A 26,120-nucleotide genomic window follows, 5' to 3' on the forward strand; every position below is an offset into this window, starting at 1 on the left:
GGCAACCCCATCGATCATGCTCAAGATGTCGCCCCCTGCGTCGCTTGTGCTGACGCTCGCCGCGCCCTAGTTTCGGCGCCTTTCTCGGCGGCCTGCGTTTGGGGTTCATGGCGACGCATTATCTCGATTTCGAACGGCCCATCGCCGAGCTTGAAAGCAAGCTGGAGGAGCTCTCGAAGCTCTCCGACGACGCCGGGGCGGGCGGCTTCGACAAGGAGATCGAGGCGCTGAGGAAGCGCGTCGATAAGCAGCGCAAGCAGGCCTATTCGAACCTGGACGCCTGGCAGAAGACTCAGGTGGCGCGCCATCCGGAACGTCCGCACTTCAAGGACTACTGCTCGGCCCTGATCGAGGAGTTCGTGGAGCTGCGCGGCGACCGCAAGTTCGCCGACGACCAGGCCATCGTGGGCGGCCTCGGCCGATTCCGCGGCGTGCCCGTGGTGGTCATGGGCCACGAGAAGGGCGCCGACACCACCACCCGCCTGAAGCACAACTTCGGCATGGCGCGGCCGGAAGGCTATCGCAAGGCCGTGCGCCTGATGGACATGGCCGAGCGGTTCGACCTGCCGGTGATCACCTTCGTCGACACGGCGGGCGCCTATCCGGGCGTCGGCGCCGAGGAGCGCGGCCAGGCCGAGGCCATCGCCCGCTCGACCGAGCGCTGCCTGACGCTGGGTACGCCGATGGTGGCGACCATCACCGGTGAGGGCGGCTCCGGCGGGGCCATCGCCCTGGCCGCCGCCAACAAGGTGCTGATCCTTGAGCACTCGATCTATTCGGTGATCTCGCCCGAGGCGGCCTCGTCGATCCTCTGGCGGGACGGAGCGCACGCCAAGCAGGCGGCCAACAACATGAAGATCACCGCCCAGGACCTGCTGGGCCTGAAGATCGTCGACCGCATCGTGCAGGAGCCGGCCGGCGGGGCGCATTCCGATCCGCAGGGCATGATCCGGGCGGTGGGCGACGCGGTGGAGCAGGAACTGAAGGCTCTGTCGAAGCTGAGCCCCGACGGCCTGCGCGCCCAGCGGGCCGAGCGCTTCTACGCCATCGGCCGGGCGGGGCTGCAATAGCGAACGCGGTTCGCTTTGTGACATTAAGTAGACGTTTTTAAGACACTGATTTCATTGATTTAATCGCGCGTGGTTAGGCGGGCGGTAAGGTCGGCCGAGTCATACCCCCGCCGATCCATGGGGGTATCATGTCTTCAGTTCGCGCCTTGCTTTTCTCGGTTGAGCCGGTCGGTCCCGACACGCTCGGCGGGGATGTCTACGATCGCTTCAAGGCCGAGCAGGACACCCTGATCGTGCCGGTGGTCGACGCCGAGGGGCGTCCGGTCGGCCTCATCGAGCGCAACGCCTTCTTCCTTCGCATGGCGGCCGAGTTCGGCCGCGCCCTGTATGCCCGGCGCCCGGTCCATCTGGTGATGGATCCCAATCCGCTGGTGGTGGAGGCCGACGCCCCGATCTCCGACTTCATGGGGCGGATGCTGACCGAACGCCCGTCGGACCTGCTGCGGGGCTTCATCATCGCCGAACGCGGCCGCTATCTCGGGGTGAGCACGGCGCTGGGCCTGCTGCAGCACGCGCACGAACACGCCCAACTGACCATGCGCCAGATCGAGAAGCTGGCGCACTTCGACCCGCTGACGGGCCTGCCCAACCGCGCCCTGTTCCAGAAGCAGTTCGTCGACGCCCTGGCCCGCGCCGCCCGCAGCGGCGAGGGGGCGGCGGTGCTGTGCATCGACCTCGATCACTTCAAGAGCGTCAACGACACCCTGGGCCACAACCACGGCGACCTGCTGCTCGGCATGGCGGCCCAGCGCCTGCAGCGCTGCGTGCGCGAGGGCGACACCCCGGCGCGCCTGGGCGGCGACGAATTCGCGGTGGTGCAGAACGGGCTGGCCTCGCCGGACGGCGCCGCGCGCCTGGCGGCCCGCATCGTGGCGGCCATGGCCGAACCCTTCGATGTCGAGGGACACCAGGTGGTGGTCGGCGCCAGCGTCGGCATCGCCATCTTCGGGACCGATGGAAGCGACGCCGAGGAACTGCTGAAGAAGGCCGACATGGCGCTTTACCGCGTGAAGCGCGAGGGCCGGGGCGGGTTTCACTTCTTCGAGCCGGGCATGGACGAGAACCTGCAGGCGCGCCGCCGCCTGGAGCTCGACCTGCGTCGCGCCCTGCAGGCCGGCGAGTTCGAGGTGTACTACCAGCCGCTCTACGACCTCTCCGCCGAGCGGATCACCGGCTGTGAAGCCCTGGTGCGCTGGCTTCACCCCGAGCGCGGCATGATCGCGCCGGTGGAGTTCATTCCGCTGGCCGAGGAGACCGGCCTGATCAATCCGCTGGGCGAGTGGGTGCTGCGTCAGGCCTGCGCCGACGCGGCCGTCTGGCCGAGCGACGTGCGGGTGGCGGTGAACATCTCCGCCGTGCAGTTCCGCAACCCCAACTTCGTGCAGTCGGTGGTTTCCGCCCTGGCCAACGCGGGGCTGCCGGCGGAACGGCTGGAGGTGGAGATCACCGAATCCGTGCTGCTGCACGACAGCGCCTCCAACCTCGAAGTGCTGCACAAGCTGCGCGTCCTCGGGGTGCGCATCTCGATGGACGATTTCGGCACGGGCTATTCGTCGCTGAGCTATCTGCGCAGCTTCCCGTTCGACAAGATCAAGATCGACCAAAGCTTCGTGCGCGACCTGCCGCGCGACCCGGAGGCCCTGGCGATCATCCAGGCGGTCACCGGCCTCGGCGCCAGCCTCGGCATCGCCACCACCGCCGAGGGGGTGGAGACCCAGGACCAGATGGACAAGCTGCGCGAATACGGCTGCTCGGAAATTCAGGGCTATCTGATCAGCCGGCCGACGCCGGCGGCGAAGCTGCTGGAGATGCTGGGCGGGGCCGTGGGCGGCATCGCCGCCCGGACGATCGAAATGCCGCTGGTGATCGCTCCGCCGGTCGCCGTCGTCTCGCGCCGTCGCCGCGCGGCCTGAAGCGACGCTAGGGGCGGGGGCAGGAAAACTGCCCGGTCGACGGGTTGGCCCGCGCCGGCCCGCGCCCCAGGTATGGGCATTGTAACCAGCACCGGCGCCGATGACCCTTCCTGCTCTTTTCTCCCCGCTCACCCTGCGCGGCCTGACCTTCAAGAACCGCCTGGCGATCTCGCCGATGTGCCAGTACTCGGCCGTCGACGGGGTGGTGCAGGACTGGCACTTCGTCCACCTCGGCCGTTTCGCCCTGGGCGGCGCCGCCCTGGTGTTCGTGGAGGCGACGGGCGTGACGCCGGAGGGCCGGATCAGTCATGGCGACGTCGGCCTCTGGAACGATGAGCAGGAGGCCGCGCTGGCGCGTATCGCGGCCTTCCTGAAGGCGCAGGGCGCCGTTCCCGGCATCCAGATCGCTCATGCGGGTCGCAAGGCGTCGAGCCATCGGCCGTTCGAAGGCAATGGCCCGGTGACGCCGGAAACCCAGGTCGGCGACGAAGCGCCCTGGCGGACCGTGGCGCCCAGCGCCATCCCGTTCGCCGAGGGCTGGCGGACGCCGCATGAACTGACGATCGACGAGATCGCCGGGGTGCGTCAGGCGTTCGCCGCCTCGGCCCGCCGGGCCTTGCGCGCCGGCTTCGACGTGGTCGAGGTGCACGCCGCGCACGGCTATCTGCTGAGCGAGTTCCTTTCGCCGATCAGCAACCGTCGCACCGACGCCTATGGCGGCGACTTCGAGGGCCGCATTCGCCTGCTGCTGGAGATCGTGGAGGACGTCCGGGCGATCTGGCCGGACGACAAACCGCTGTTCGTGCGGCTTTCGGCTGTCGATGGCGCGGTTGGCGGCTGGTCGCTGGAAGACAGCGTGGCCCTGGCCAAACGGTTGAAGGCGCTCGGCGTCGACGTGGTCGACAGCTCCTCGGCGGGACTGACCCCGTCGCTGGAAACCATCAATAAGCCGGGACCGGGCTACCAGGTGCCCTACGCGGAAGCGATCCGCGCGACGGGCGTGGCCACCCAGGCGGTCGGGCTGATCGTGACGCCCGAGTTGGCCGAGAGCGTGATCGCCGAGGGCAAGGCCGACCTGGTCGCCCTGGGCCGCCCGGCGCTCTACGACCCCAACTGGCCGCTGCACGCCCGCCGGGCGCTCGACCCCGAGGCCGACCCGTCCGAGGGCTGGCCGATCCAGGCGGGCTACGCGGTGGCGCGGATGCGGGCGACACTCAAATAACCCTCTCCCTCGAAGGGAGAGGGGCAGGGGTGAGGGTGTCCGCACTGAGGTGCGGTAGCGGGCGCTCCGGGCGCTGCCTCTCTCACCCTTCCGGACGCGCCATGCCAGCACCCCCATCCCCGACCCTTCCCCCTTCGAGGGGGAAGGGAGTTATTGGATTTGAACCAACGCCGCCGCCAGGGCCTCGACATCCTCCATCCTGGTCGCCCAGGAGCACATGAAGCGCACCGCGCCGTCGGCGACGCGGTAGGCCATCCAGCCCCTGGCGAGCAGGCGTTCGTGCGCGGCCTGATCCATGGTCACGAAGACGGCGTTGGACTCGACCGGATGGGCCAGGGGAAAGGGCATGCGCCCGGCCAGGGTGCGGGCCATGGCGTTGGCGTGGGCGGCGCGAGAGGCCCAGGCGCCGGTCTCCAGCATGCCGATCCAGGGGGCGGCGAGGTAGCGGGCCTTGGAGATCAGTTGGCCGGTGTGCTTCAGCCGGGCGTCGAGGCGGCGGGCGAGGGCGCGATCGAAGACGACCAGGGCCTCGCTGGGCGTCGAGCCGGCCTTGGTCCCGCCCATCACCGCGATATCGACGCCGAGGCGCGGCAGGGCCTTGAGGTCGAAGCCGGCGGCGACGGCGTTGGCCAGGCGCGCGCCGTCGAGGTGGACGCGGCGGCCGGCGGCCTTGGCGGCGCCGACCAGAACGGCGAGGTCGGCCTCGCTATAGACCGCGCCGTATTCGGTGGCCTGGGTCAGCGACAGGACCGCGCAGGGCTGGACGTGGGCGATGTCCGGCCGGGCGAGCACTGGCGCGAGGGCCGCCGGGTCGATGCGACCCGAGGCGCCGGTTAGGGGGATCAGGCCGAGGCCCGCGGAAAAGAACGAGGGGGCGCCAGTCTCATCGACGACGACATGCGCGTGCGCGTGAGCCGCGACCGCCTCGTGCGGCTGGGCGAGGCACGACAGCGCCAGGGCGTTGGCGGCGGTGCCGGAGGCCAGGAAGCGCACCTCGGCGTCGGCGTCGAAGGCGGTGCGGATCAGATCGGCGGCGCGGGCCGTGAGGGCGTCGGCGCCGTAGCCGACGGCCGGGCCGGCGTCGGCGACGGCCAGGGCGGCCCAGACTTCCGGCATGGCGCCGGCGACGTTGTCGGAAGCGAAGTCGTAGCGAGGGGCCATGCGGCGGTCAGAGCATTTCGCCCGCCGCGGCGCAACGCTCAGCGCTCGAGGAGCAGCGGGGTGTCGCAATCGGAGATGTCGGCGATCTCGGCGTCTTCGCCCCGCGCCATGGCCTCATCGCAGAGTTCGGCGGCGAAGGAGCGGGCTTCCTCAAGGGCTGGATAGCTGCGGATGACATCCGCCCCGACCATCACGCCCCAGCCGGAGCGCGACTTGGCGACAAAAATCAACATGCTGTGTCAGCGCGCGCCGTCGCGGATCGTTCACAGCGTGACTGGAGAACGCTGTTCATTCCAGAGTCGAGAACCCGACAGCGCCCGGGACGAGATTAGGTTAAGGTGAAGCATTGTCGGCGAGTTCCGCAAGCCGACGACAGGACGATGATCGTGCGCCCGCTCCTCCTGCGAAAGCGTCGCCGATGCCGTATTACCGCCTCTACTATCTGAACAACGCCGGCAGCATCCGCCGGGCTGTCGAGTTGCCGTGCCAGAATGACGATGAAGCGATCACCCAGGCAGGGCGCCATCGCGATGGCCAGGCGATGGAGCTGTGGGATCGGGACCGCGTGGTGAAGACCTTCCCGGCCGCCGAGCGGATGCGCCTAGCCGACAGACTTTCGGCCGAGCCCGAGCAGCGCCGTCCCAGCTAGGGCCGACAGCAGCGAGCCGCAGAGGACGCCGAGCTTCACCTCGTCCTGCAGCAGCGGGTCGTCGAAGGCCAGGAGGCCGATGAACAGGCTCATGGTGAAGCCGATGCCGCACAGCAGGCCGACGCCGTAAAGCTGTCGCCAGGTCGCCCCGGTCGGCAGGGCGGCGAGCCGCAGCCGGATGGCGAGGGCCGCGGCGGCGAAGACGCCGAGCTGCTTGCCGAGGAAGAGGCCGAAGGTGACGCCGAGCGTCACGGGCGCGGCGAGAACCGCCGGCGACAGGCCGATCAAGCTCACGCCGGCGTTGGCGAAGCCGAACACCGGCACGATCAGGAACCCGACCCAGGGGGCGAGGGCGTGTTCCAGTCGGTGCAGGGGCGAGGCGTCGTGGTCCTTGCGCAGCGGGACGGTCAGGGCCAGGGCGACGCCGGCGACGGTGGCGTGGACGCCGGACAGCAGCACCAGGGTCCAGAGCACGGCGCCGAGCGCCAGATAGGGCCAGAGCCGCACGACGCCGAGACGGTTGAGCGCGACAAGGGCGAGAACCACGACCGCCGCCCCGCCCAGGGCCAGCAGGTTCAGTTGCGCCGTGTAGAAGACCGCGATGATCAGCACCGCGGCCAGATCGTCGACGATGGCCAGGGTGGCGAGGAAGATCTTCAGGCTCGCCGGCACGCGCTTGCCCAGCAGCGACAGCACGCCGAGCGCGAAGGCGATATCGGTCGCGGTCGGAATGGCCCAGCCGCGCAGGGTGGCGGGGGCGCCGGCGTTGAGCGCCGCGTAGATGAGGCCGGGCACGATCACACCGCCGGCGGCGGCGAGGCAGGGGAGGGCGCGGTCGGACCAAGTGGCGAGCTGGCCCGCCAGAAACTCGCGTTTGATCTCCAGGCCGACGAACAGGAAGAACACGGCCATCAGGCCGTCGTTGATCCAGTGCAGGGCGCTGAGCGGCCCGAGCTTCAGGTGCAGGGCGTGAAAATAGTCCTCGCTCAGCGGCGAGTTGGCGATGACGAGCGCCAGGGCCGCGGCCGCCATCAGGAGAAGGCCCCCGGCGGCCTCGCTCTGCAGAAAGGCGCGGAGGACTGAGGGGCGGGTGCGAGTCATGGGGTCTTTTAGCGCCCTCCCCCTTGATGGGGGAGGGGATGGGGTGGGGGTGAATGCTGAATCTCAGCCGTCACCGTGTTTGAAGCGGAACCGCTGAGTCACCCCCATCCCTTCCCTTCCCCCATCAAGGGGGAAGGGGATTTCTCCTAAACCAGCGCCCCGTGGCAGTGCTTGAACTTGCGGCCGGAGCCGCAGGGGCACTCGCTGTTGCGGCTGGTGCGTTCCCAGCCTTCCGGCAGGGAGGAGATCGGCAGGGCGGCGCGCTGGTCGGCGTCGAGGCCTTCCGGGATGGCGCCGGCCACGCGGGCGTTCTCGCCGGTCAGCGGGTCGATGTGGACCTCGGTGAAGCGGGTCGGGGCCGGCTCGGGCTCCTGGTAGGCGATCTCCACGGTCATCAGCCAGCGCGTGGTGTTGGTGCGCAGCTGCGAGAGCAGGGTCTCGAACAGGGTGAAGGCCTCGGTCTTGTACTCGTTCAGCGGGTCGCGCTGACCGTAACCGCGCAGGCCAATGACGTTGCGCAGGTGGTCGAGGTGCATCAGGTGCTCACGCCACTGCAGATCGATCATCTGCAGCAGGAAGTTCTTCTCGATGTTGCGCATCTGCTCGGGGCTGAGGATGCCTTCACGCTCGACGGCGCGGGCGTCGGCCGCCTGGCGGATGCGCTCTTCGATCTCTTCGTTGGCGATGCCGTCCTCGGCCGCCCATTCCGCCAGCGGCAGCTCGAGGCCGAGCACGTTGCGCACGCGCTCGTCGAGGCCTTCGATGTCCCACTGCTCGGCATAGGCCTTGGGCGGCATATGGCGGGCGACCAGTTCGTCGATGGTGTCGTTGCGCATCTCGGCGATGATCTCGGACAGATCGGTCGCCTCCATGAACTCCTGGCGCTGTTCGAACACGGCCTTGCGCTGGTCGTTGACGACGTCGTCGTACTTCAGGAGGTTCTTGCGGATCTCGTAGTTGCGCTGCTCGACGCGCTTCTGGGCGGTGGCGATGGCGCCGTTCAGCCATTTGTGGGTGATGGCCTCGCCCTCGGCGACCCCGAAGGTGCGCATGATGGCGTCCAGGCGCTCGCCGGCGAAGATACGCAGCAGATCGTCCTCGCAGGAGAGGAAGAACTTCGAGCGGCCCGGGTCGCCCTGACGGCCGGTGCGGCCGCGCAGCTGGTTGTCGATGCGGCGGCTTTCGTGACGCTCGGTGCCGAGCACGAACAGGCCGCCGGCGGCCAGCGCCGCGGCCTTCTTGTCGGCCACCTCGCGCTCGATCTCGGCGCGTTCGGCGGCTTCGTCTTCGGCGGTGGGCTCGATGCCGAGGCCCTTTTGCTCCTGACGCCACTTGCCGAGGCGCATGTCGACGTTGCCGCCGAGCTGAATGTCGGTGCCGCGGCCGGCCATGTTGGTGGCGATGGTCACCGCGTGCGGCACGCCCGCCTCGGCGACGATAAAGGCTTCCTGCTCGTGGTAGCGGGCGTTCAGCACCTGGTGGGGGATGCCCTTGCGCGACTTGCCGTCGACCTCGAACTCGTGCTTGGCGAGCAGGGAGGACAGCTCCTCGGACTTCTCGATCGAAACGGTGCCGACCAGGATCGGCTGGCCGCGGACGTAGCAGTCCTCGACCTGTTTCAGGATGGCGAGGTTCTTCTCGCGCTCGGTGCGATAGACCTCGTCGTCGTCGTCGATGCGCGCGATGGGGCGGTTGGTCGGGATTTCCGAGACATCCATCTTGTAGATGTCGCCGAATTCCTGGGCCTCGGTGGCGGCCGTGCCGGTCATGCCCGAGAGCTTGGTGTAGAGGCGGAAGTAGTTCTGGATGGTCACCGAGGCCAGGGTCTGGTTCTCGGGCTGGATGTTGGCGCCTTCCTTGGCCTCGATGGCCTGGTGCAGCCCTTCCGACAGCCGGCGTCCGGTCATCATGCGGCCGGTGAATTCGTCGATCAGCACCACTTCGCCGTCGCGGACGATGTAGTCGCGGTCGAGCATGTAGAGGACGTTGGCGCGCAGGGCCTGGTTGACGTGGTGGACCAGCGAGACGTTGGCGGCGTCGTAGAGGCCGGTGGTGTCCTCGGCCAGATGGCCGCCGGCCGTCAGCATGTCCTCGACGCGCTCCTGGCCGTACTCGGTGAGGATGACCTGGCGCTGCTTCTCGTCGTGGTCGTAGACGGCGCGATCCTGGATCAGCTCTTTCACCAGGCCGTCGATGGTCTTGTAGAGTTCGGACTTGTCGTCGGTCGGGCCGCTGATGATCAGAGGCGTGCGCGCCTCGTCGATCAGGATGGAGTCGACTTCGTCGACCATCGCGAAGTGGTGGCCGCGCTGCACCATGTCGGCGGCGTCGTAGACCAGGTTGTCGCGCAGGTAGTCGAAGCCGAACTCGTTGTTGGTGCCGTAGGTGATGTCGCTGCGGTAGGCCTGCTGGCGCTGGCCCGAGCTGAGGCCGTTGACGATGACGCCGACCGAGAGGCCGAGGAAGTTGTAGATGCGGCCCATCCATTCGCTGTCGCGCTGGGCCAGGTAGTCGTTGACGGTGATGACGTGCACGCCCTTGCCGGCCAGGGCGTTCAGGTAGACGGGCAGGGTGCCGACCAGGGTCTTGCCTTCACCGGTCCGCATTTCGGCGATGCCGCCGCCGTGCAGGGTCATGCCGCCGAGCAGTTGGACGTCGAAGTGGCGCAGGCCGATGGCGCGCTTGGAGGCTTCACGGACGGCCGCGAAGGCCTCCGGCAACAGCTTGTCCAGCGACTCGCCGCCGGCGAAGCGCTGCTTGAACTCGTCGGTCTTGCCGCGCAGCTCGCCATCGGACAGGGCGGCGTAGCTCGGTTCGAGGGCGTTGATCCGCGCGACCTGGGCCTGGAAGCCCTTGACCTTGCGGTCGTTGGAGGAGCCGAAGAGCTTTTTGGCGAAGCCGAGCATGCGGGGGAAAGTCCGGAAAGCGTTGCGGCGCTGCGGCGCGGCCGGTCCTCGGCCATCTTAAAACCCGCTCAGAAGCGCGCGGTTGACTTAAGGAGCAGGGCCCTGAGTGTCAACGCGAAGCGCCGTCGCCGAGGGGCGACCTGTGGGTCTTACGCCACGTTCCGGGCCGGCGGGGCGAGGCCGAGCAGCTGGCGGCGCAGGCGCATGACGCTGCGGCATTCGCAGGCCGCGGCGTCCAGGCCGGCGTAGTCGACGATCTCCACCTTGCCCCGCCGCGAGGCGATCAGGCCGCGATGCTGCAGGCGGCTTTGGAACGCGTTCACCGTGGTGCGCTGAACCCCGAGCATGATGGCCAGCACCTCCTGGGTGAGGGGCAGGGGATTGCGGCCGCCGCTTCGGTCGTGCGCCTCCAGGATCCAGCGGGCGAGGCGTTGTTCGCCGGGATGGTGCGCCTGGCACGCCACCGACTGCTGCGATTCCATGATCTGCTGCTCCGCCAGGCTCCAGCAGGCGGCGGCGAAGCCCGGGTCAGTGGCGATCAGGCGGCGGACGACCCTGGCGGGAATGGCCAGGGCCTGGCCGTCGACCTGCACCATCGATTCCCAGACCGACAACCCACTGCCCATGGTCTCGATGACGCCCGAGGCGCCGTCGCAGCCGGCCATGGCGGTCTCCACGCCGTCGCCGCCGGCCGAGCGATTTACCTGAGAAAGCAGGCTGTTGAGCGGAAAGTAGACGGTGTCGATCGGTTCTCCCGGCTCGTAAATCCGCTGGCTCATCGGCAGGTCGACCAGGCGCAGTTCAGGGGAGATCAGCGTCCAACTCGCCGGGGAAAGATGGGCGAGGACGGCGTTGCGGGGGCGTGGATCGGACATGGGCCTTGGGTGTCGAGGCTTCCGTTGAACGATGGTGACGGTCCAACGTGGTCGCGCGACAAAGGCTCCGCCTCCGGGGAGCGTGGGCATTGCGGGAGGATCGGAACACGATCGGTTTCCGTGGATTGGGTGGACGGCGAGCCTCGGAGTGAAAGCGACCCATGCCCAGCCAGAAAGCCTACGACGAGCCCACCGTGGTGGAGGCGATAGACGGCGAAGTGACGCTGAACGGACCTGACGGCATTGGGCTGTCGATGACGGCGGACGCCGCCGAGGAGACCGGTCGCCGGCTGATCGAGGCGGCGAGGCGGGCCAGGAGCCAGCCGCCGGCCAGGCATGAGCGCGAAGACTAGCCTCGGCCACCACGCGACGCGGTTGGCTTTCGCCGCCAACCCGGCTAGGACGAGCCTCGGCGCCGCGGGCATGATGTAGTGGTAGCCTGGAAGCTTCCCAAGCTTCTCGTGCGGGTTCGATTCCCGCTGCCCGCTCCAGATTTTTTCTCTGCGCCCTTTCCCCTCGAAGGGGGAAGGGTCGGGGATGGGGGTGTTCACTGCGCCCGTCCGGAAGGGCCTAATAGGCAGCGCCCCTGGCGACCACCCTGACAATTCAGTGCGCGCACCCTCACCCCTGCCCCTCTCCCTTCGAGGGAGAGGGGTCTTGGGATGACGCCTACTTCACCACGTAGGCGATCAGGCGCGGGCCGGCGGCCGACAGCACATATTGCTTGCCGTCCAGCTTGTAGGTGATCGGCACCCCGAAGGCGACGGAGTCCGGGAACTCGTCGTGCCACAGGATGTCGCCGGTCTTGGCGTCGAAGGCGATGAAATTGCCCGACGGATCGCCCGTGAACAGCAGGCCGCCGGCGGTCGAGAGAACGCTCGGATTGTGCGAGTTCAGCGGGATGTTCAGGTCGGGATACTTGTGCTCCCAGGCGACCTTGCCGGTGACCGGATCGGACGCCCGCAGCGAGTTCGTGGTGTTGCCGAAGAAGGTCTCCCCGCTCCAGTAGAACATGCTCATGGTGTCGCTGACGTTGGCGTAGTGCAGGCCCGTCTGCGGGTCGAACGACTGCGCCTGGTAGTTCAGGTAGCCGTTCGAATTCGGCCACAGCAGGGCGCCGCCGCGCTGGATGGCCTTGTTCTGGTTCTTCTCCGGCGTGCCCGTCGAGCGCAGTTTTTCGAAGGCCCAGTTGGCCTTGCCCTGGGCGTTCAGCGTCAGGATGTGTTCGCCGGTCACCCGGTCGAGCGTGTACTGGTAGCCGTTGCGCGAAATCCAGGTGACCAGCTTGCGCGGTTTGCCGTCGACCGGCAGGTCCACGAACGTCATCGGCTGGTTGTTGTCGTAGTCGTGGTCGTCGTTCGGGGTGGCCTGGAAGTACCAGGCCATCTTGCCGGTGTCGGCGTCGAGCGCCAGCGTCGAGTCCGAGAACAGGTTGTCGCCCGGACGCGCGCGGCCGTCCTTGATCGGGGTCGGGTTGCCGGTGCCATAGATCAGCAGGTTGGTCTCTGGATCGTAGGACGGCGTCTGCCAGGCCGAGCCGTTGGAGACGGCGGCGGTTTCCTCCGACGGCCAGGTGTTGAAGCCGAACTCGCCTTCCTTCGGCGTGGTGTAGAAGATCCACTCCCGCTCGCCGGTGTTGACGTTGAGCGAGGCCAGGAAGCCGCGCGTCCGCGCACCGTCGCCGCCGGCGGTGACGTAGACGTGGTCGCGGACGACCAGCGGGGCCATCGGCAGGTTCGGACCGCCGTATTCCTTGGCCCACAGCTCCTTGCCGGTCTTGGCGTCCAGGGCGGTGATGCCGCTGTTGTACAGCACCAGCAGCTTGTCGCCGGCGATGGCGAAGCCGCGGTTCGACAGGCCGCCGCTCTGGCGGGCGACATAGTGCCAGATCTGCTTGCCGGTCTTGGCGTCCACCGCATAGGCGTTGATGCCGGCGGTGAAAAACAGCACGCCCGAGCGCGAGAGAATCCCCGAGTTGATCACCCCGGCGGCGTACTGCGAGCCTTGGCCGGTTTCACCCGGCTTCGCGGTCGGGTTGGCGACGGTGGCGAAGCGGCTGTTGGTGGCGACCGGAGGGTCGATGTCGCTGATCCAGGCGCGCTGCAGCCTGCCGACGTTGGCGACATTCACGTCGGCCAGGGTGCTGTAGTGATCGCCGCGATAGCTGCCGTGGTAGCTGAGCCACTCGTCGCCCGCCGGCTTGGCGAGGTCGGCCTGGGTCACCGGCTTGATCTTGGCGACCTTGTTGGGCCGGCCGCCGGTCTTCTGGGCGTTGGGCGGCAGGACGTCCTCGACCGCCGAGGCGGGAGCGGCTTGGACGAGCAGGAGCGCCAGCGCGGCCCCCGTCGCCAGGAAGGTGTTCTTCAGGCTCATTTCAGCGTCGCCAGGTAAGCGGTGATGTTGTGGATGTCGTTGTCCTGGTAGGTCTGCAGCAGGTCGAGGTGACCCTGCAGGCGGTCGACCAGCTCGACCTTCGGCTCGCCCTTGACGCGCGGGATGGTGGTCACCGCCCCGGCGGCGTCGCGGATCACCAGCTTGAAGTCCGAGACGCTGGTCAGGAAGCCGCTGACCTTGCGGCCGTCGGCGAAGACGGCGGTGGCCGTGACGTTGTTGTCCTTGCGCGGCGACCAGTTCTGCACGCGCGGCAGGATCCAGGTGTTCTGGAGTTCCTTCTCGGCTTTGTACTTGGTGGCGATGTGCGCCAGGTTGGCGGCGGGGCTGGTCTTGCCGTCTTCCACGGCGTGGCACGTGGAGCACTTGCCGGCCCCGTTGAAGTAGGCCTTTCCGGGCTTCGGATCGCCGACGACGATCGACAGATCCTGACCCGCGAGGGCGGCGGGGAGGGCGGCGCGGGCGGCCGCGGCGCCGGCGGCCCCGGTCGGAGCGGGCGCCGTGGGGGCCAGCGAACGAATCTTGGCCGACAGATCGGCGCCTTGCTCGGGCGTCAGGCCGGGGAAGGCCGGCATGCCCGTGTCCGGCTTACCGGCCAGCAGAAAGGTGTAGAGCGTACGGCCGCCGTCCGCCGTCTGGGCCAGCTTGGAGCGGGTCAGGTCGGCGGCGTTGTTGGCGCCGCCCGTGCCGAGCACCCCGTGGCAGACCGAACAGCTCTGCGACTTGAACAGCGCGTCGCCGCGGGCGACCGCGGCGGGATCAAGCGGCGCCGAGGCCGCCTGCTGCGCCGACGCCGATCCGGCGGCGAGCGCGGTGGAAAGCAGGACCGCCGTGGCGGCCACTCCGAAACGCATGGACGTCTCCCCTGGAAAGCATGCACCGGGCCCGACGCTGCGGCCGAGTCCCGGGCGCAATCTGAGCTTTCCCACAGGAAATGAAAGGGGGGGCGGCGCGAACCGCCCCCCGCCCGGCGGGGCCTAGAGGGGTCTGTCTTCGCAAAGCATGAGAGATGGCGCCGTTCCGCCGTTGAGGTTGGAGCGTAACCGCTGCAATAGTGATCGCATATAACAGCGCGCCCGCTTCGGGAGCGCGGGAGCGAGACCCCGTCGTTCGAGCCGGCGACGACGCGGGAAGGCAGTGGGGAGCGCCGATCGCCGGACGTCACGACCGCCGTGGAGCGCCTGCTCCACGACAGCGTCGCGGCGGGGAACCGATCTCAATCAAAAATCAGGCGGCCGTCGCGGACCATCGCCGCGCCGGCCGTCGCCGAATGGAAAGACAGGGAAGACAATGTCCTCGAACGCCAAAACCACCTCGGGCGTGGCCGTGAACCGCCGCGCGGCCCTCGGGCTCGCCGCCGCCACGGCCACCGTCGCCGTGACCCAGAGCGGGACGGCCCAGGCCGCCGCCGCCTCGCCGGGCAATCACGCCGGCGCCGCCGCCATCTCGACCCCGACCTCGGCGGTCGCCGCCACCAAGTACGGCAAGGTGCGCGGCTACGTCCGCAACGGGATCAACACCTTCAAGGGCATCCCCTACGGCGCCGACACCGGCGGCGCGAACCGCTGGCTGCCCGCCAAGGCGCCGGAGCCCTGGCAGGGCGAGCTGGCCTGCCTAACCTACGGCCCGGTGTGCCCGCACCCGGTGCGCGGCGACTGGGGCCGCAGCGAAGCCCAGTTCGTCTACGACTGGGACGACGGCTTCGAGCGCGAAGACATGCTGCGCGTCAACGTCTGGACCTCGGCCCTGACCGGCAAGAAGCCGGTGGTGGTGTGGATCCACGGCGGCGGCTACGCCTCGGGCTCGTCGCAGGAGCTGCCGTCCTACGACGGTGAGAACATGGCCAAGAAGGGCGTGGTGTTCGTCTCGCTGAACCACCGCCTGAACGCCCTCGGCTTCATGGACGTCTCGCAGATCGGCGGCGCGGCCTACAAGGACTCGGGCAACGTCGGCCTGACCGACCTGGTCTTCGCCCTGCAATGGGTGCGCGACAACATCGCGGCCTTCGGCGGCGACCCGAGCCGGGTGACGATCCAGGGGCAGTCGGGCGGCGGCTCGAAGGTGACCTGCCTGATGGCCATGCCGAGCGCCAAGGGCCTGTTCCACCGCGCCGTGGTCGAAAGCGGCGGCGGCGGCAACCTGCCGGACAGCGCCCTGCAGCAGCGCTACGCCGCGGCGATCATGACCGAGCTGGGCCTGGCGGCGAACGACATCGCCGGCCTGCAGAAGGTGCCGCACCAGCGCCTGCTGGCCGCCGGCCAGGCCGCCTCGCAGAAGGTCAACCCGCCGGTGAACGCCGGCGGTCCGATCGTGCTCGGCGCCGCGGCGGCGCCCCGCGCCGGCTTCGGCCCGACCTTCGATGGCGCGGTGTTCCCCGAGCGTCCGTGGGTGAACGGCGCCCCGGCCGCGTCGTCGGACGTGCCGCTGATGATCGGCTCGGTGCGGGAAGAGTCCTTCACCGTGCTGCCGCCGCTGACCGAGGCTCAGGTGGCCAATGACTTCAACACCATGTTCCCGGGCAAGGGCGCCCAGGTGCACGCGACGATGAAGGCCGCCTTCCCGAACACGCCGCCGACCGTGCTGAAGCAGACCGTCTCGGGCCTGCGCACGCGCGGCAACATGCTGCGTCTGGCCGACCTGAAAGCCAACGCCGGCGGCGCGCCGGTCTATCAGTACTGGTTCGTGTGGCAGCCGGTGACGGTGCTGGAAGGCCGCTCGGGCGCCTTCCACTGCCTGGACATCGCCTTCTTCTTCGACAACACCGCGCGCTGCGAGCAGGCGACCGGCAACACGCCCGCGGCCAAGGCCCTGGCGGCCAAGATGTCGACCGCCATCGTCAACTTCGCGACCACCGGCAACCCGAGCCAGCCGGGCCTCGCGTGGACGCCCTATACGGCGGCGAGCAAGGCCACCATGCTGTGGGACAACACCTCGCGCGTGGAAAACGGACCCTACGAAACGGCCCGCGCGGCCATTACCGCGTAAGGCCTCGCCGAGTTTGGAGCGCGGCGTCTAAACGCCGCCGCGCTCTAGACAGGGCGACCGGCGAAGCCTAGTGCGGAGGCTTCGTTATGTCCGATACCGGATTCTACTGTGATCCGCCGCGCACAGCTGTATACAGTTCGATGCAAAAATCCCGGGGCCGACGGCGCCGGGATTTTCTGTGCGTGCAACTCGCCGAAGGGGGCTGGACGCCTCTCAAAGGCTGAGCTTGATTGGGCCTAACGCCACGACCCGGGGCAATGAACCGAGAGCGCCCGAGCCAGGGCGCTTCAGCGAGGAACGTCTATGAGCGGCTCACACAGCTATATACGCGTACGCCTATTCCTGATGATGGCGCTTCAGCTCGCCATCTGGGGCGCCTGGGCGCCCAAGCTGTTCCCGTACATGGGCCTGCTCAACTTCACGGCCAACCAGCAGGCCCTGGTCGGCAGCTGCTGGGGCATCGCCGCCGTCGTTGGCATCTTCTTCTCGAACCAGTACGCCGACCGTAACTTCTCGGCCGAGAAGTTCCTGGCGGTCAGCAACCTGATCGGCGGCCTGGCCCTGATCGGCTGCGCCTTCACCACCAGCTTCCCGGCGTTCTTCGCCTGCTACATGATCTACAGCCTGTTCTACGTGCCGAGCCTTTCGGTGACAAACTCGCTGGCCTTCGCCAACCTGAAGGAGCCGGCCAAGCACTTCGGCACCATCCGCATGGGCGGCACCGTCGGCTGGGTGGTGGTCTCCTGGCCGTTCATCTTCCTGCTGAGCGGCACGCCGGACCTGGCGCACATCCGCTGGATCTTCATCGTCTCGGGCATCGTTTCGCTGGCGACCGCCGCCTACGCCCTGACCCTGCCGCACACTCCGCCGCGCCCGGCCGCCCCCGGCGTCGACGCCCTGGCCTGGCGCGAAGCGATCAAGCTGCTGGCCAAGCCCTTCGTGCTGATCCTGTTCATCGTCACCTTCATCGATAGCGTGATCCACAACGGCTACTTCGTGGTTTCGGACGCCTTCCTGACCAACCGCGTGGGCATCGCCGGCAACCTGTCGATGGTGGTGCTCAGCCTGGGCCAGATCGCCGAAGTCGGCACCATGGCGGTGCTGGGCGTGGTGCTGGCCAAGCTCGGCTGGCGCTGGACGATGATCGTGGGGATCCTCGGCCACGGCCTGCGGTTCCTGACGTTCGCCTTCATGGCCGACAGCGTGCCGACGATCATCGCCATACAGCTGATCCACGGCATCTGCTACGCCTTCTTCTTCGCCACGGTTTACATCTTCGTCGACGCGGCCTTCCCGAAGGATGTGCGGACCAGCGCCCAGGGCCTGTTCAACCTCCTGATCCTCGGCATCGGCAACGTGGTGGCCAGCTGGCTCTTCCCGCAACTGGTGGCCAAGTACACCATCGGCGGCACGGGCGCGGCCGGGGCGGTGACCAACGTCATCGACTATCAGAAGGTGTTCATGTGGCCGGTCGGCATGGCGGTGATCGGCATCATCCTGCTGGCCTTCTTCTTCAAGCCGCCGACCTCGCACCCGGTCGAAGGCGCGGAAGACGACGGGCGCGAACCCGTCGCCGCCCCGCACTGACAAGCTCGACCGCGTAGTCGAAACTGCTAAACGACCAAGGGCCGGCGGCGCACTGCGTCGCCGGCCCAAAGTTTGAGAATAAGAGTTCGGGAGAAACGCCGATGAACGTTCAACTCGGCCTGGTCGGCGACATCGGCGGCACCAACGCCCGCTTCGCCCTGGCGTCCTACCAAGGCGGCGTGCTGTCGCTGGAATCGCCCCGCTCCCTGCCCAACCGCGAATACGGCTCGCTGGACGCCGCCGCCGCCGCCTATCTGGCGGAAGTCGCGCCGAGCACCCGCCCGGAAACCGCCGTGCTGGCCGTCGCCGGCCCGGTGATCGACGGCTCGATCACCTTCACCAACCTGCACTGGTCGATCACCGAGGCGCAGTTCCGCCAGCGCCTGGGCCTGGAGGCGACTACCTTCATCAACGACTTCGAGGCCCTGGCCCACGCCTGCCCGCTGCTGACCGGCGAGGGGCAGACCATGCTGCTGGGGCCGAGCACGCCCGGCAAGACCAATGGCTCCATCGCGGTGATTGGGGCCGGCACCGGCACCGGCGTCTCCTCGCTGATCCGCAGCGGCGGCCAGTCGCTGGCGGCGCCGGGGGAGGGCGGCCACGTCGGCTTCGCCCCGACCGACGCCGTCGAGATCGAAATCCTTTCCGAGCTGACCGCGGAGTTCGGCCGCGTGTCGCTGGAACGCATCCTCTGCGGCCAGGGCATGGTCAATCTGCACAAGGTGCTGCGCCGCATCGACGGCCGCGAGGACAAGGCGGTGACCCCGGCCGACATCGTCGAGGCCGCCCGCAACGGCAGCGAAGGCGCCAAGGCGACGATCGACCGCTTCTGCGCCATCCTCGGCACGGCGGCCGGCGACCTGGCCCTGACGGTCGGCGCCCAGGGCGGCGTCTACATCGCCGGCGGCGTCGCCGCCCGGCTGAAGGACTTCCTGCCCGACAGCCCGTTCCGCACCCGCTTCGAGGACAAGGGCCGCTTCACCAACTACATGCGCGCCATTCCCACCCGCCTGGTGCTGACCGCCGACACGGCGTCGCTGTACGGCTCGGCCAAGGTGCTGCTGACCCAGAGCGACGTGTGGGATCCGGCGCAGACGGTGAGCGCGGCGCCGACGGCTTAGTTACCCCACCGAACCCCTCTCCCTCGAAGGGAGAGGGGCAGGGGTGAGGGTGCGTGCACGGCGTTGAAGGTCAGCACTGGGAGGCGCTGCCTCGCATACACTTCCCGAAGCGCCTCGCGAACACCCCCATCCCCGACCCTTCCCCCTTCGAGGGGGAAAGGAGCTATCAATTCACCCGCTTGGCCGCCCCCGGCAGGTGCAGGCTGAACTCGGGGATGTCGACGTCGAAGGTTTCGCCCTCGGCGTTGACCATCTGATAGGCGCCCTTCATCGCCCCGCTGGGCGTGCGCAGGGAGCAGAACGAGTTGTAGCGGAAGGCTTCCATGGGCCTCAGCTCGGGGGTTTCGTTGACCACGCCGGGGCCACGCACTTCTTCCAGCCGGTTGAGGGCGTCGGTGATCCGCCAGTAGCGCGAGACCAGGGTGACGGTCTCGCGGCCGTGGTTCTCGATCTCGATCAGATAGCCGAAGAGGAAGCGCGCGGACTCGGGGTCCGACTCCTCGGGCATGTAGCTGGGGGCGACGCGCACCAGGATGTCCCGGGTGCGCGCCTCATAGATTGCGGAGTCGACGCCCCGGCGGCGCCGGATCCGCCTCATTTCCCTTTCGCCGCGTCGAGGGCGCGGGCGATGTCGCGCGACAGGTCGACCACGTCCTCCAGCCCCACCGACAGGCGGATGACGCCCGGGGTGACGCCCACTTCCAGCCGCGCCTCCTCGGTCATCGACCGGTGGGTGGTGGTGGTCGGGTGGGTTGCCAGGGACTTGGCGTCGCCGACATTGTTGGAGATGTCGACGATCTCCAGGGCGTCGAGGAAGGCCCAGGCGGCGTCGCGGCTGCCGAGGTCGAGGGCGATCATGGTGCCGAAGCCGGTCATCTGGCGACGGGCCGCCTCGGCCTGCGGGAAGTCGGCGCGGCCGGGGTAGTAGACCCGCTTGGTCGCCGCGTGATCGCCGATCAGGTCGGCCAGCACGGCGGCGGTGGCCGTCTGGGCGCGCACCCGCACCTCCAGGGTCGTCAGGCCGTGGACCAGAACCCAGGAATTGAACGGCGAGATCGACGGGCCGGTGTGACGCAACAGGTCGCGATAGGCGCTGTCGATCAGCTCGGCGCTGGCCAGGATCGCCCCGCCCAGCACCCGGCCCTGACCGTCGATATGCTTGGTGGCGGAATAGATCACCACGTCGGCCCCCAGCTGCAGCGGCTTCTGGAAGATCGGGGTGGCGAAGACGTTGTCGACGATCACCTTGGCGCCGACCGCGTGCGCGGCCTCGGCCACGGCCGGAATGTCGGTGACCTCCAGCAGCGGGTTGGCCGGGCTCTCGATCAGCGCCACCTTGGTGTTCGGCCGCATGGCTGCGGACCACTGGGCGGTGTCGGCCGCGTCGACGAGGGTGACCTCGATGCCGTAACGCGGCGCCCACTGGCCGAGGATCCAGCGCGACGAGCCGAACAGGGCCTTCGCCGCCACGATGTGATCGCCGGCCGAGACCAGGCCGGTGACGGCGGTATGCACCGCCGCCATGCCGGACGCCGTGGCGCGGCAGGCCTCTGCCCCTTCGAGCAGGGCCAGGCGCTGTTCGAACATCGCCGTCGTCGGGTTGGCGTAGCGCGAATAGACGAAGCCGGGCTCCGTGCCTTCGAAACGCGCGTCGGCGGCGGCGGCGGTGTCGTAGGTGTAGCCCTGGGTCAGGTAGAGGGTTTCGGCGGTTTCGCCGTATTGGCTGCGCATCATGCCGCCCCGCACCAGTTGAGTGGCGGGGTTCCAGGTCTTGGGATCTTCGGCCATGTGCGTGCTCCGCAATCGGGCGCGCATGAAAGGGCTCAGGCGGCGCCGGTCAAGCCCGTTCGCGTTCACGAGGCGCTGAGCATGGGGTTACAACCTTGAATTGATGGGCGAATTATCCAGCCTGCGGCGTTTTGTGGAATGGTTGCCAGAACGCCGGTCGGCGATTTTGCGCTCGCCGGGAGACGTGATGTGTCTTCTGGAAGGAGTTCGACTTGGCCTACTACCGTCTCTATTTCCTCGACGTCGCCAGCCGCATCCGCGAGGTGATCGACATGGAGTGCGTCGATGACGCCGCCGCCCTGGCGCGGGTCGCTCCCTATGTCGGCAAGGGGCGGGCGATGGAGCTTTGGAACCAGGATCGCGTCGTCCGCAAGTTCGACGTCAGCGCCCGCGCCGCCTGATCGTCAGCTGAAGAGGCCGGGGAACGCTTGCCACGCGGCCTCGCTTGCGAGACTGTCCCGCGACGATGACCTCAGCGCCCACCGCAGGGATTCTGCCCTGCCAGTCCATCGAGGATCTGATCGCCCAAGGTGCGATCACCTCGCTCACTCCCTTCGACGCCAATCAGGTGCAGCCGGCCAGCCTCGACCTGCGCCTGGGCCAGCGCGTGTGGCGCGTGCGCGCCTCGTTCCTGCCGGGGGCGGGGCGCAGGGTGACCGACCGCCTGGCGGACGTGTCGATGCACGAGCTCGACCTCACCCAGGGAGCGGTGCTGGAGCGCGGCTGCGTCTACATCGCCGAGGTGCAGGAGCGGCTGAAGCTGCCGCCGGGGGTCTCGGCCCGGGGCAATCCGAAAAGCTCGACCGGGCGCGTCGACGTCTTCGTGCGCCTGCTGACCAACAACAGCCGGGCCTTCGACGATGTCGCCGCCGAGTATGACGGCCCGCTCTATATCGAGATCGCGCCGCAGACCTTTTCCGTGCTGGTGCGCACGGGCACGCGCCTGAACCAACTGCGGCTGAAGGTGGGCGAGCCGCCGCGACTCTCCACCCGCAATGTCGGGGTGGACCTTTCGAACGGCATGGCCGGCTTCCGGGCGCGCCGCCACGCCGGGGTGGTCGATCTGGACCATGTGGGCGGCCACGATCCGCGCGACTTCTGGGAGCCACTGGAGCCGCGGCGCGGCGAGCTGCTGCTCGATCCGGGCGAGTTCTACATCCTGGCCTCCAAGGACGACATCGAGATTCCGGCGATGGAAGCGGCGGAGATGACGCCGATCGACCCGTCCGTCGGCGAGTTCCGGGTGCATTATGCCGGCTTTTTCGACCCCGGCTTCGGGGTGGAGGAGACCGACAGCGTCGGCTCCAAGGGCGTGCTCGAGGTGCGCAGCCACGAGACGCCGTTCCTGCTGGAGGACGGCCAGACCGTCGCCCGCCTGGTCTATGAGCCGCTCACCGCCAAGCCCACGCGGCTCTACGGCGCGGACGGTTCGCACTATCTGCGCCAGGGCCTGAGGCTCTCGAAGCACTTCAAGGCCTGGTCCTGACCGCCTGATTTTCGGGCGCCGCCAACCCCGGGGCGAAGGGCGACCCTGCGCCGCATGGTGCGCTGCGGTAGCGACGCTAGACTTCCGACGCTTAGAACCACCGCGTCGGGACAACGGGGATGCGTCGGATCCGAGCGGCCCTGGCCGCCATCGCAGCACTGTCGGCGTTTTGCGCCCCCGCCCTGGCGACCGCCGCGCCGGCGATGTGGCGCGTGCGCGACGCCGACAGCGAAATCTACCTGTTCGGCACCATGCATGTGCTGCCGGCCGGCCTGAAATGGCGCACGCCGCTGTTCGACCAGGCCTACGCCAGGGCGGACGAAGTGTGGTTCGAGACCGACATGCGCGCGCCGCCGGCCGTCATCAGCGCCCTGATGACCAAGTACGGTGTCGATACCGACAAGCCCCTGACCGAGAAGCTGACCTCCAAGGGCCTGGACGACCTGATGCCGCTGCTCGACCGGCGCCGGGTGGCGATCGAACGTCTGGATCATCTGCGCCCCTGGGCGGCGGCGATGATGCTGTCGGTCGCCCCGATGGTGCAGAAGGGCGCCAGCGTCAGAACCGGCGCCGACGCCACGGTGACCCGCGCCGCCGCAGCCGAGGCCAAGCCGATCCGCACCTTCGAAACGCTGGAGGAGCAGATGCGGATGTTCGCCCAGATGCCGGAATCGGTGGAGGTGCAGTACCTCGAGGACGTCATTGCCGAGCAGGTGCGCCCGCCCAAGAATGGGGTGGCCCTGCAAAAGGCCTGGATCGACGGCGCGGTCGACAAGCTGGCGCCGCTGCTGGTCGAGGCCATGCGCCGCGACCGGCCGGCGCTCTATGACGTGCTGCTGAAGCGTCGCAACGCCGCCTGGGCGGACGTGCTCAGCGATCGGATGAAAGGCTCGGGCGTCGAGCTGGTGAACGTCGGCGCCCTGCACATGGTCGGCGACGACGGCCTGCCGGCGCTGATGGCCGCGCGCGGCTACGAGGTGGCGCGGGTTCAGTAACCCTGCCTCGCCCGTTTCGGTTGGCCGCAGGCGGCTTTCCGGCTAGAGCGGGACCATGCGCCTTCGCACCCTTGGCCTTGTTGTTATCGCGGTCCTGACCCTGGCGGCCTGCGGCCGTCGGCAGGCCGAGGAGAAGCCGCCCGAGCCGGGCGACACCGCCGTGGCGCGGGTCGACGGCAATGTGGTCTGGGCCTCGGACGTCAAGCGCGAGGCCGTCGCGCAGAAGATGATCGAGAAGGACGATCCGCTCGACATCCAGTCGTCCATGTTCCGTCGGATGTTGGACGAGGTGATCGACCAGCGTCTGCTGGCCGCCGAGGCGGTGAAGCGCGGGCTCGACAAGGATGTGGCGACGCAGCGCCAGTTGGCCGCCGCACGCGACCGGGTGCTGGGCGACGTGCTGGTCGACAGCGTGGTGCAGAAGGCGGTCAGCAACAACGCCATCCAGCAGCTCTACCAGGAGCAGTTGAAGCTGGCCCGCGAGTCCGACGAGTTCCGGGCGCGGCAGATCGTGGTCGCCAGCCAGGCCGACGCCGAGGCGATCAAGAAGCTGCTGCAGGCCGGCGGCTCATTCGAGGCCTTGGCGATGGAGCGTTCCACCGACGCCGCGACGCGTTTCAATGGCGGCGACCTCGGTTATTTCACCGCCGACGTGATGCCCGAGCCCTACGCCGCCGCCTTGGGCGCGGCCAAGCCGGGGGCGGTCGTCGGGCCCTTCCAGACCGAAGCCGGCTGGGTGCTGCTGAGAGTCGAGGACCGCCGCAAGGAAACCCCGCTGACCCTGGAGGCCGCGCGGCCGCAGATCGTGCGCTTCCTCACCTACGATCAGGTGCGCAACCTGCTGGAAAAGCTGCGCGGCGGAGCCAAGATCGAACCTTTGACCGGGGCCGGCCAAGATTTGCCCGGCGCGCCGCAAGAACCCGCATCCGCGCCGCCGGTCGCACCGGCGACGCCCCCAGCCGTTCCGGGGAAGAAATGAGCAAGACGCCGAAAGACAAGAGTTCCCCCAAGGCGCCGGTAAAGGGTTCCAAGCCTGTGGAGGCCGTGGGTCAGGCGGTTGGCCATGCGGTCGAACGCGCGCTCGAGCCCGTGGCCACGGCCCTGAAGCGCGCCACCGCCAAGAAGCCCGAGGCCGCGCCGGCCGCGCCGGCGCCCGCGTCCAAGCCGGCGACGCCAGGCAAGCCGGGGCTGGAGGTTTCGCCGCTGGCCGTGCCGTTCCCGACCATTCCGCCGGTGGCCGGCGTCGAGATCGCCATCGGCCGGGCCGGTTTCTACAAGCACCAGCGCGACGACCTCTTGCTGATGCGCTTCGCCGAGGGCTCCACCGCGGCCGGCGTCTTCACCCGCCACGGCATCGGCTCGGCGCCGGTGGACTGGTGCAAGAAGCATCTGGCCGCGTCCGGCGGCGAGGTGCGGGCCCTGGTGGTCAACGCCGGCTGCGCCAACAGCTTCACCGGCCGTCCCGGCGCCGACGCGGTGCGCCGCGTGGCCAACGCCGTCGGCAAGCGGTTCGACATCCGTCAGCGCGACGTGATGATGGCCTCGACCGGCGTGATCGGCGTGGTGCTGGACGATTCCAAGATCACCAGCGTGCTGCGCGAGGTGGAGCAGGGCCTGAACCCCGATCGCTGGGCCGACGCGGCGCGGGCGATCATGACCACCGACACCTTCCCCAAGGGCGCCTGCGCCGAGGCCATGATCGACGGCCATCCGGTGCGTATCGCGGGCATCTGCAAGGGCTCGGGCATGATCGCGCCCGACATGGCGACCATGCTGGCCTTCGTGGCCACCGACGCGGCCATTGCTCCGGCGGCGTTGCAGACCCTGGTCAGCCTCTACACCCGCTCGACCTTCAATGCGGTGACGGTGGACGGCGACCGCTCGACCAACGACACCCTGCTGCTGTTCGCCACCGGCCAGTCCGGCGCGCCGAAAATCCATCGGGCGGGCGACCGGCGCCTGGCCGACTTCCGCGAGAAGCTGGAGGCCGTGCTGCTCGACCTCGCCCTGCAACTGGTGCGGGACGGGGAGGGGGCGAGCAAGTTCGTCAAGGTGATCGTCAACGGCGCCGAGAGCCACGCCTCGGCCCGCAAGATCGCCCGCACGATCTGCGAGAGCCCGCTGGTCAAGACCGCTTTCGCCGGCGAGGACGCCAACTGGGGGCGGATCGTGATGGCGGTGGGCCGCGCCGACGAGCCGATCGATCGCGACAAGGTTTCCGTGAAGTTCGGGCCGCTCTACGCTGCCCATGACGGCATGGTCGCCGCCGACTACTCGGAAGAGAAGATGAGCGCCTACATGAAGAACGCCGAGCTGGAGGTCACCGTCGATGTCGGCGTCGGCCGCGCCTCGGCCACCATGTGGACCTGCGACCTGACCAAGCAGTACGTGGCGATCAACGGCGACTATCGCAGCTGATGACCGACGAGGCGGGCAAGCGCGGGGGCCGCATCGCCCTCATCGTGGTGACGGTGGTGCTGATCGCCGTGGCGGTGGGGGCCCTCGCGGCCTGGAAGCTGTCGCCGGGACTCTTCCAGAACAAGCAAAAGCAGGCCTGGGACGCCCGGGTCGGCGAAATCGAAGCCATCGATGCGGCCAAGGCGGCGGTTTCGACGCGCACGCCGACCGCGATCTCGCTCACCTTCGGCCAGGCGAGGGTCAACTGGGTCGGCGACGCGGCCGCTGTTTGCGGGACGGTGGACGTCGAGGAGGCCGAGGATTCGTTCGAGGGCCAGGAGCGCTTCGTCTACGTCGACGGCCAGGTGACCCTGGAGGAGGCCGACGGGACCGACGCGGTCAACCGGCAGTGGGACGCGGTCTGCAAGTCGATGTAGGGCGCGAAAAAGGGCGCCGGGCCCATGGCCCGACGC

General features: G+C 68.7%; 23 protein-coding genes and 1 tRNA gene. 15 read left to right on the forward strand and 9 right to left on the reverse strand.

Annotation, left to right across the window (positions count from 1 at the left end; translation table 11 throughout):
- Nucleotides 1-107: 107 nt before the first annotated feature.
- From ACFLIT_RS12345 to ACFLIT_RS12355, 3 genes are all read left to right on the forward strand, one after another.
- On the forward strand, nucleotides 108-1,070 hold the full coding sequence (locus ACFLIT_RS12345) for an acetyl-CoA carboxylase carboxyltransferase subunit alpha (protein ID WP_479911545.1): 963 nt from the start codon (nucleotides 108-110) through the stop codon (nucleotides 1,068-1,070).
- A 128-nt stretch (nucleotides 1,071-1,198) separates the two neighbouring features.
- Complete coding sequence (locus ACFLIT_RS12350; RefSeq protein ID WP_479911546.1) at nucleotides 1,199-2,983, forward strand: putative bifunctional diguanylate cyclase/phosphodiesterase; 1,785 nt, start codon at nucleotides 1,199-1,201, stop codon at nucleotides 2,981-2,983.
- A 100-nt stretch (nucleotides 2,984-3,083) separates the two neighbouring features.
- A complete protein-coding gene (locus ACFLIT_RS12355) occupies nucleotides 3,084-4,205 on the forward strand; it encodes an NADH:flavin oxidoreductase/NADH oxidase (RefSeq protein ID WP_479911547.1) in 1,122 nt (373 codons plus the stop codon).
- Between the two features lie 150 nt (nucleotides 4,206-4,355).
- On the opposite strand, the gene ACFLIT_RS12360 is transcribed toward ACFLIT_RS12355, so the two are convergent.
- A complete protein-coding gene (locus ACFLIT_RS12360) occupies nucleotides 4,356-5,366 on the reverse strand; it encodes a threonine aldolase family protein (RefSeq protein WP_479911548.1) in 1,011 nt (336 codons plus the stop codon).
- 38 nt (nucleotides 5,367-5,404) lie between these two features.
- Complete coding sequence (locus tag ACFLIT_RS12365; protein WP_479911549.1) at nucleotides 5,405-5,599, reverse strand: hypothetical protein; 195 nt, start codon at nucleotides 5,597-5,599, stop codon at nucleotides 5,405-5,407.
- A 185-nt stretch (nucleotides 5,600-5,784) separates the two neighbouring features.
- Here ACFLIT_RS12365 and ACFLIT_RS12370 point away from each other — a divergent pair, with 185 nt between their 5' ends.
- Nucleotides 5,785-6,015, forward strand: a complete 231-nt coding sequence (locus ACFLIT_RS12370; RefSeq protein ID WP_479911550.1) for a hypothetical protein — start codon at nucleotides 5,785-5,787, stop codon at nucleotides 6,013-6,015.
- Here ACFLIT_RS12370 and nhaA read toward each other — a convergent pair.
- The 3 genes from nhaA to ACFLIT_RS12385 form a co-directional block, all read right to left on the reverse strand.
- A complete protein-coding gene (nhaA, locus tag ACFLIT_RS12375; RefSeq protein ID WP_479911551.1) occupies nucleotides 5,968-7,116 on the reverse strand; it encodes a Na+/H+ antiporter NhaA in 1,149 nt (382 codons plus the stop codon). The two genes, ACFLIT_RS12370 and nhaA, sit on opposite strands and share 48 nt — an antisense overlap.
- 146 nt (nucleotides 7,117-7,262) lie before the next feature.
- On the reverse strand, nucleotides 7,263-10,022 hold the full coding sequence (gene secA, locus ACFLIT_RS12380; protein ID WP_479911552.1) for a preprotein translocase subunit SecA: 2,760 nt from the start codon (nucleotides 10,020-10,022) through the stop codon (nucleotides 7,263-7,265).
- Between the two features lie 149 nt (nucleotides 10,023-10,171).
- Nucleotides 10,172-10,897, reverse strand: coding sequence for a Crp/Fnr family transcriptional regulator (locus ACFLIT_RS12385; RefSeq protein ID WP_479911553.1), 726 nt, complete (start codon nucleotides 10,895-10,897; stop codon nucleotides 10,172-10,174).
- 161 nt (nucleotides 10,898-11,058) lie between these two features.
- On the opposite strand from ACFLIT_RS12385, the gene ACFLIT_RS12390 reads away from it, so the two are divergent.
- Nucleotides 11,059-11,250 carry a hypothetical protein gene (locus tag ACFLIT_RS12390; RefSeq protein ID WP_479911554.1) on the forward strand — a complete coding sequence of 64 codons (192 nt, stop codon included), beginning with the start codon at nucleotides 11,059-11,061 and terminating at the stop codon, nucleotides 11,248-11,250.
- Nucleotides 11,251-11,314: 64 nt separating this feature from the next.
- Nucleotides 11,315-11,388 (forward strand) — tRNA-Gly (locus tag ACFLIT_RS12395).
- 178 nt (nucleotides 11,389-11,566) lie between these two features.
- On the opposite strand, the gene ACFLIT_RS12400 is transcribed toward ACFLIT_RS12395, so the two are convergent.
- Together ACFLIT_RS12400 and ACFLIT_RS12405 are read right to left on the reverse strand one after the other, a co-directional pair.
- Nucleotides 11,567-13,270 (reverse strand): outer membrane protein assembly factor BamB family protein, encoded by a 1,704-nt coding sequence (locus ACFLIT_RS12400; RefSeq protein WP_479911555.1) that lies wholly within the window; start codon nucleotides 13,268-13,270, stop codon nucleotides 11,567-11,569.
- The gene (locus tag ACFLIT_RS12405; RefSeq protein ID WP_479911556.1) at nucleotides 13,267-14,142 is read right to left on the reverse strand and encodes a c-type cytochrome; all 876 of its coding nucleotides are present in this window, start codon (nucleotides 14,140-14,142) and stop codon (nucleotides 13,267-13,269) included. The genes ACFLIT_RS12400 and ACFLIT_RS12405 overlap by 4 nt, the downstream gene beginning before the upstream one ends.
- A 436-nt stretch (nucleotides 14,143-14,578) precedes the next feature.
- Here ACFLIT_RS12405 and ACFLIT_RS12410 point away from each other — a divergent pair, with 436 nt between their 5' ends.
- The 3 genes from ACFLIT_RS12410 to glk all read left to right on the forward strand — a co-directional run bounded on the left by ACFLIT_RS12410 (nucleotide 14,579) and on the right by glk (nucleotide 18,981).
- Nucleotides 14,579-16,273 (forward strand): carboxylesterase/lipase family protein, encoded by a 1,695-nt coding sequence (locus ACFLIT_RS12410; protein ID WP_479911557.1) that lies wholly within the window; start codon nucleotides 14,579-14,581, stop codon nucleotides 16,271-16,273.
- A 303-nt stretch (nucleotides 16,274-16,576) separates the two neighbouring features.
- Nucleotides 16,577-17,860 (forward strand): MFS transporter, encoded by a 1,284-nt coding sequence (locus ACFLIT_RS12415; protein ID WP_479911558.1) that lies wholly within the window; start codon nucleotides 16,577-16,579, stop codon nucleotides 17,858-17,860.
- 101 nt (nucleotides 17,861-17,961) lie between these two features.
- A complete protein-coding gene (gene glk, locus ACFLIT_RS12420) occupies nucleotides 17,962-18,981 on the forward strand; it encodes a glucokinase (RefSeq protein WP_479911559.1) in 1,020 nt (339 codons plus the stop codon).
- A 166-nt stretch (nucleotides 18,982-19,147) separates the two neighbouring features.
- Here the strand turns inward: glk and apaG are convergent, their stop codons facing one another.
- Nucleotides 19,148-19,579, reverse strand: a complete 432-nt coding sequence (apaG, locus tag ACFLIT_RS12425) for a Co2+/Mg2+ efflux protein ApaG (protein WP_479911560.1) — start codon at nucleotides 19,577-19,579, stop codon at nucleotides 19,148-19,150.
- Complete coding sequence (gene metZ, locus ACFLIT_RS12430; RefSeq protein ID WP_479911561.1) at nucleotides 19,576-20,769, reverse strand: O-succinylhomoserine sulfhydrylase; 1,194 nt, start codon at nucleotides 20,767-20,769, stop codon at nucleotides 19,576-19,578. The genes apaG and metZ overlap by 4 nt, the downstream gene beginning before the upstream one ends.
- Nucleotides 20,770-20,981: 212 nt before the next feature.
- Here metZ and ACFLIT_RS12435 point away from each other — a divergent pair, with 212 nt between their 5' ends.
- The 6 genes from ACFLIT_RS12435 (at nucleotide 20,982) to ACFLIT_RS12460 (ending at nucleotide 26,084) form a co-directional block, all read left to right on the forward strand.
- Nucleotides 20,982-21,170, forward strand: coding sequence for a hypothetical protein (locus tag ACFLIT_RS12435; protein ID WP_479911562.1), 189 nt, complete (start codon nucleotides 20,982-20,984; stop codon nucleotides 21,168-21,170).
- A gap of 65 nt (nucleotides 21,171-21,235) precedes the next feature.
- Nucleotides 21,236-22,255: a 2'-deoxycytidine 5'-triphosphate deaminase gene (locus tag ACFLIT_RS12440; protein ID WP_479911563.1), complete on the forward strand. Its 1,020-nt coding sequence runs from the start codon at nucleotides 21,236-21,238 to the stop codon at nucleotides 22,253-22,255.
- Nucleotides 22,256-22,374: 119 nt separating this feature from the next.
- Nucleotides 22,375-23,250 (forward strand): TraB/GumN family protein, encoded by an 876-nt coding sequence (locus ACFLIT_RS12445; protein ID WP_479911564.1) that lies wholly within the window; start codon nucleotides 22,375-22,377, stop codon nucleotides 23,248-23,250.
- A gap of 55 nt (nucleotides 23,251-23,305) precedes the next feature.
- A complete protein-coding gene (locus ACFLIT_RS12450; RefSeq protein ID WP_479911565.1) occupies nucleotides 23,306-24,229 on the forward strand; it encodes a peptidylprolyl isomerase in 924 nt (307 codons plus the stop codon).
- Nucleotides 24,226-25,668 (forward strand): bifunctional glutamate N-acetyltransferase/amino-acid acetyltransferase ArgJ, encoded by a 1,443-nt coding sequence (gene argJ, locus ACFLIT_RS12455; RefSeq protein WP_479911566.1) that lies wholly within the window; start codon nucleotides 24,226-24,228, stop codon nucleotides 25,666-25,668. The genes ACFLIT_RS12450 and argJ overlap by 4 nt, the downstream gene beginning before the upstream one ends.
- A complete protein-coding gene (locus ACFLIT_RS12460) occupies nucleotides 25,668-26,084 on the forward strand; it encodes a hypothetical protein (protein ID WP_479911567.1) in 417 nt (138 codons plus the stop codon). The genes argJ and ACFLIT_RS12460 overlap by 1 nt, the downstream gene beginning before the upstream one ends.
- The last annotated feature ends 36 nt before the right edge of the window (nucleotides 26,085-26,120 follow it).

This window comes from Caulobacter sp. HJHS_5 (assembly GCF_056683955.1).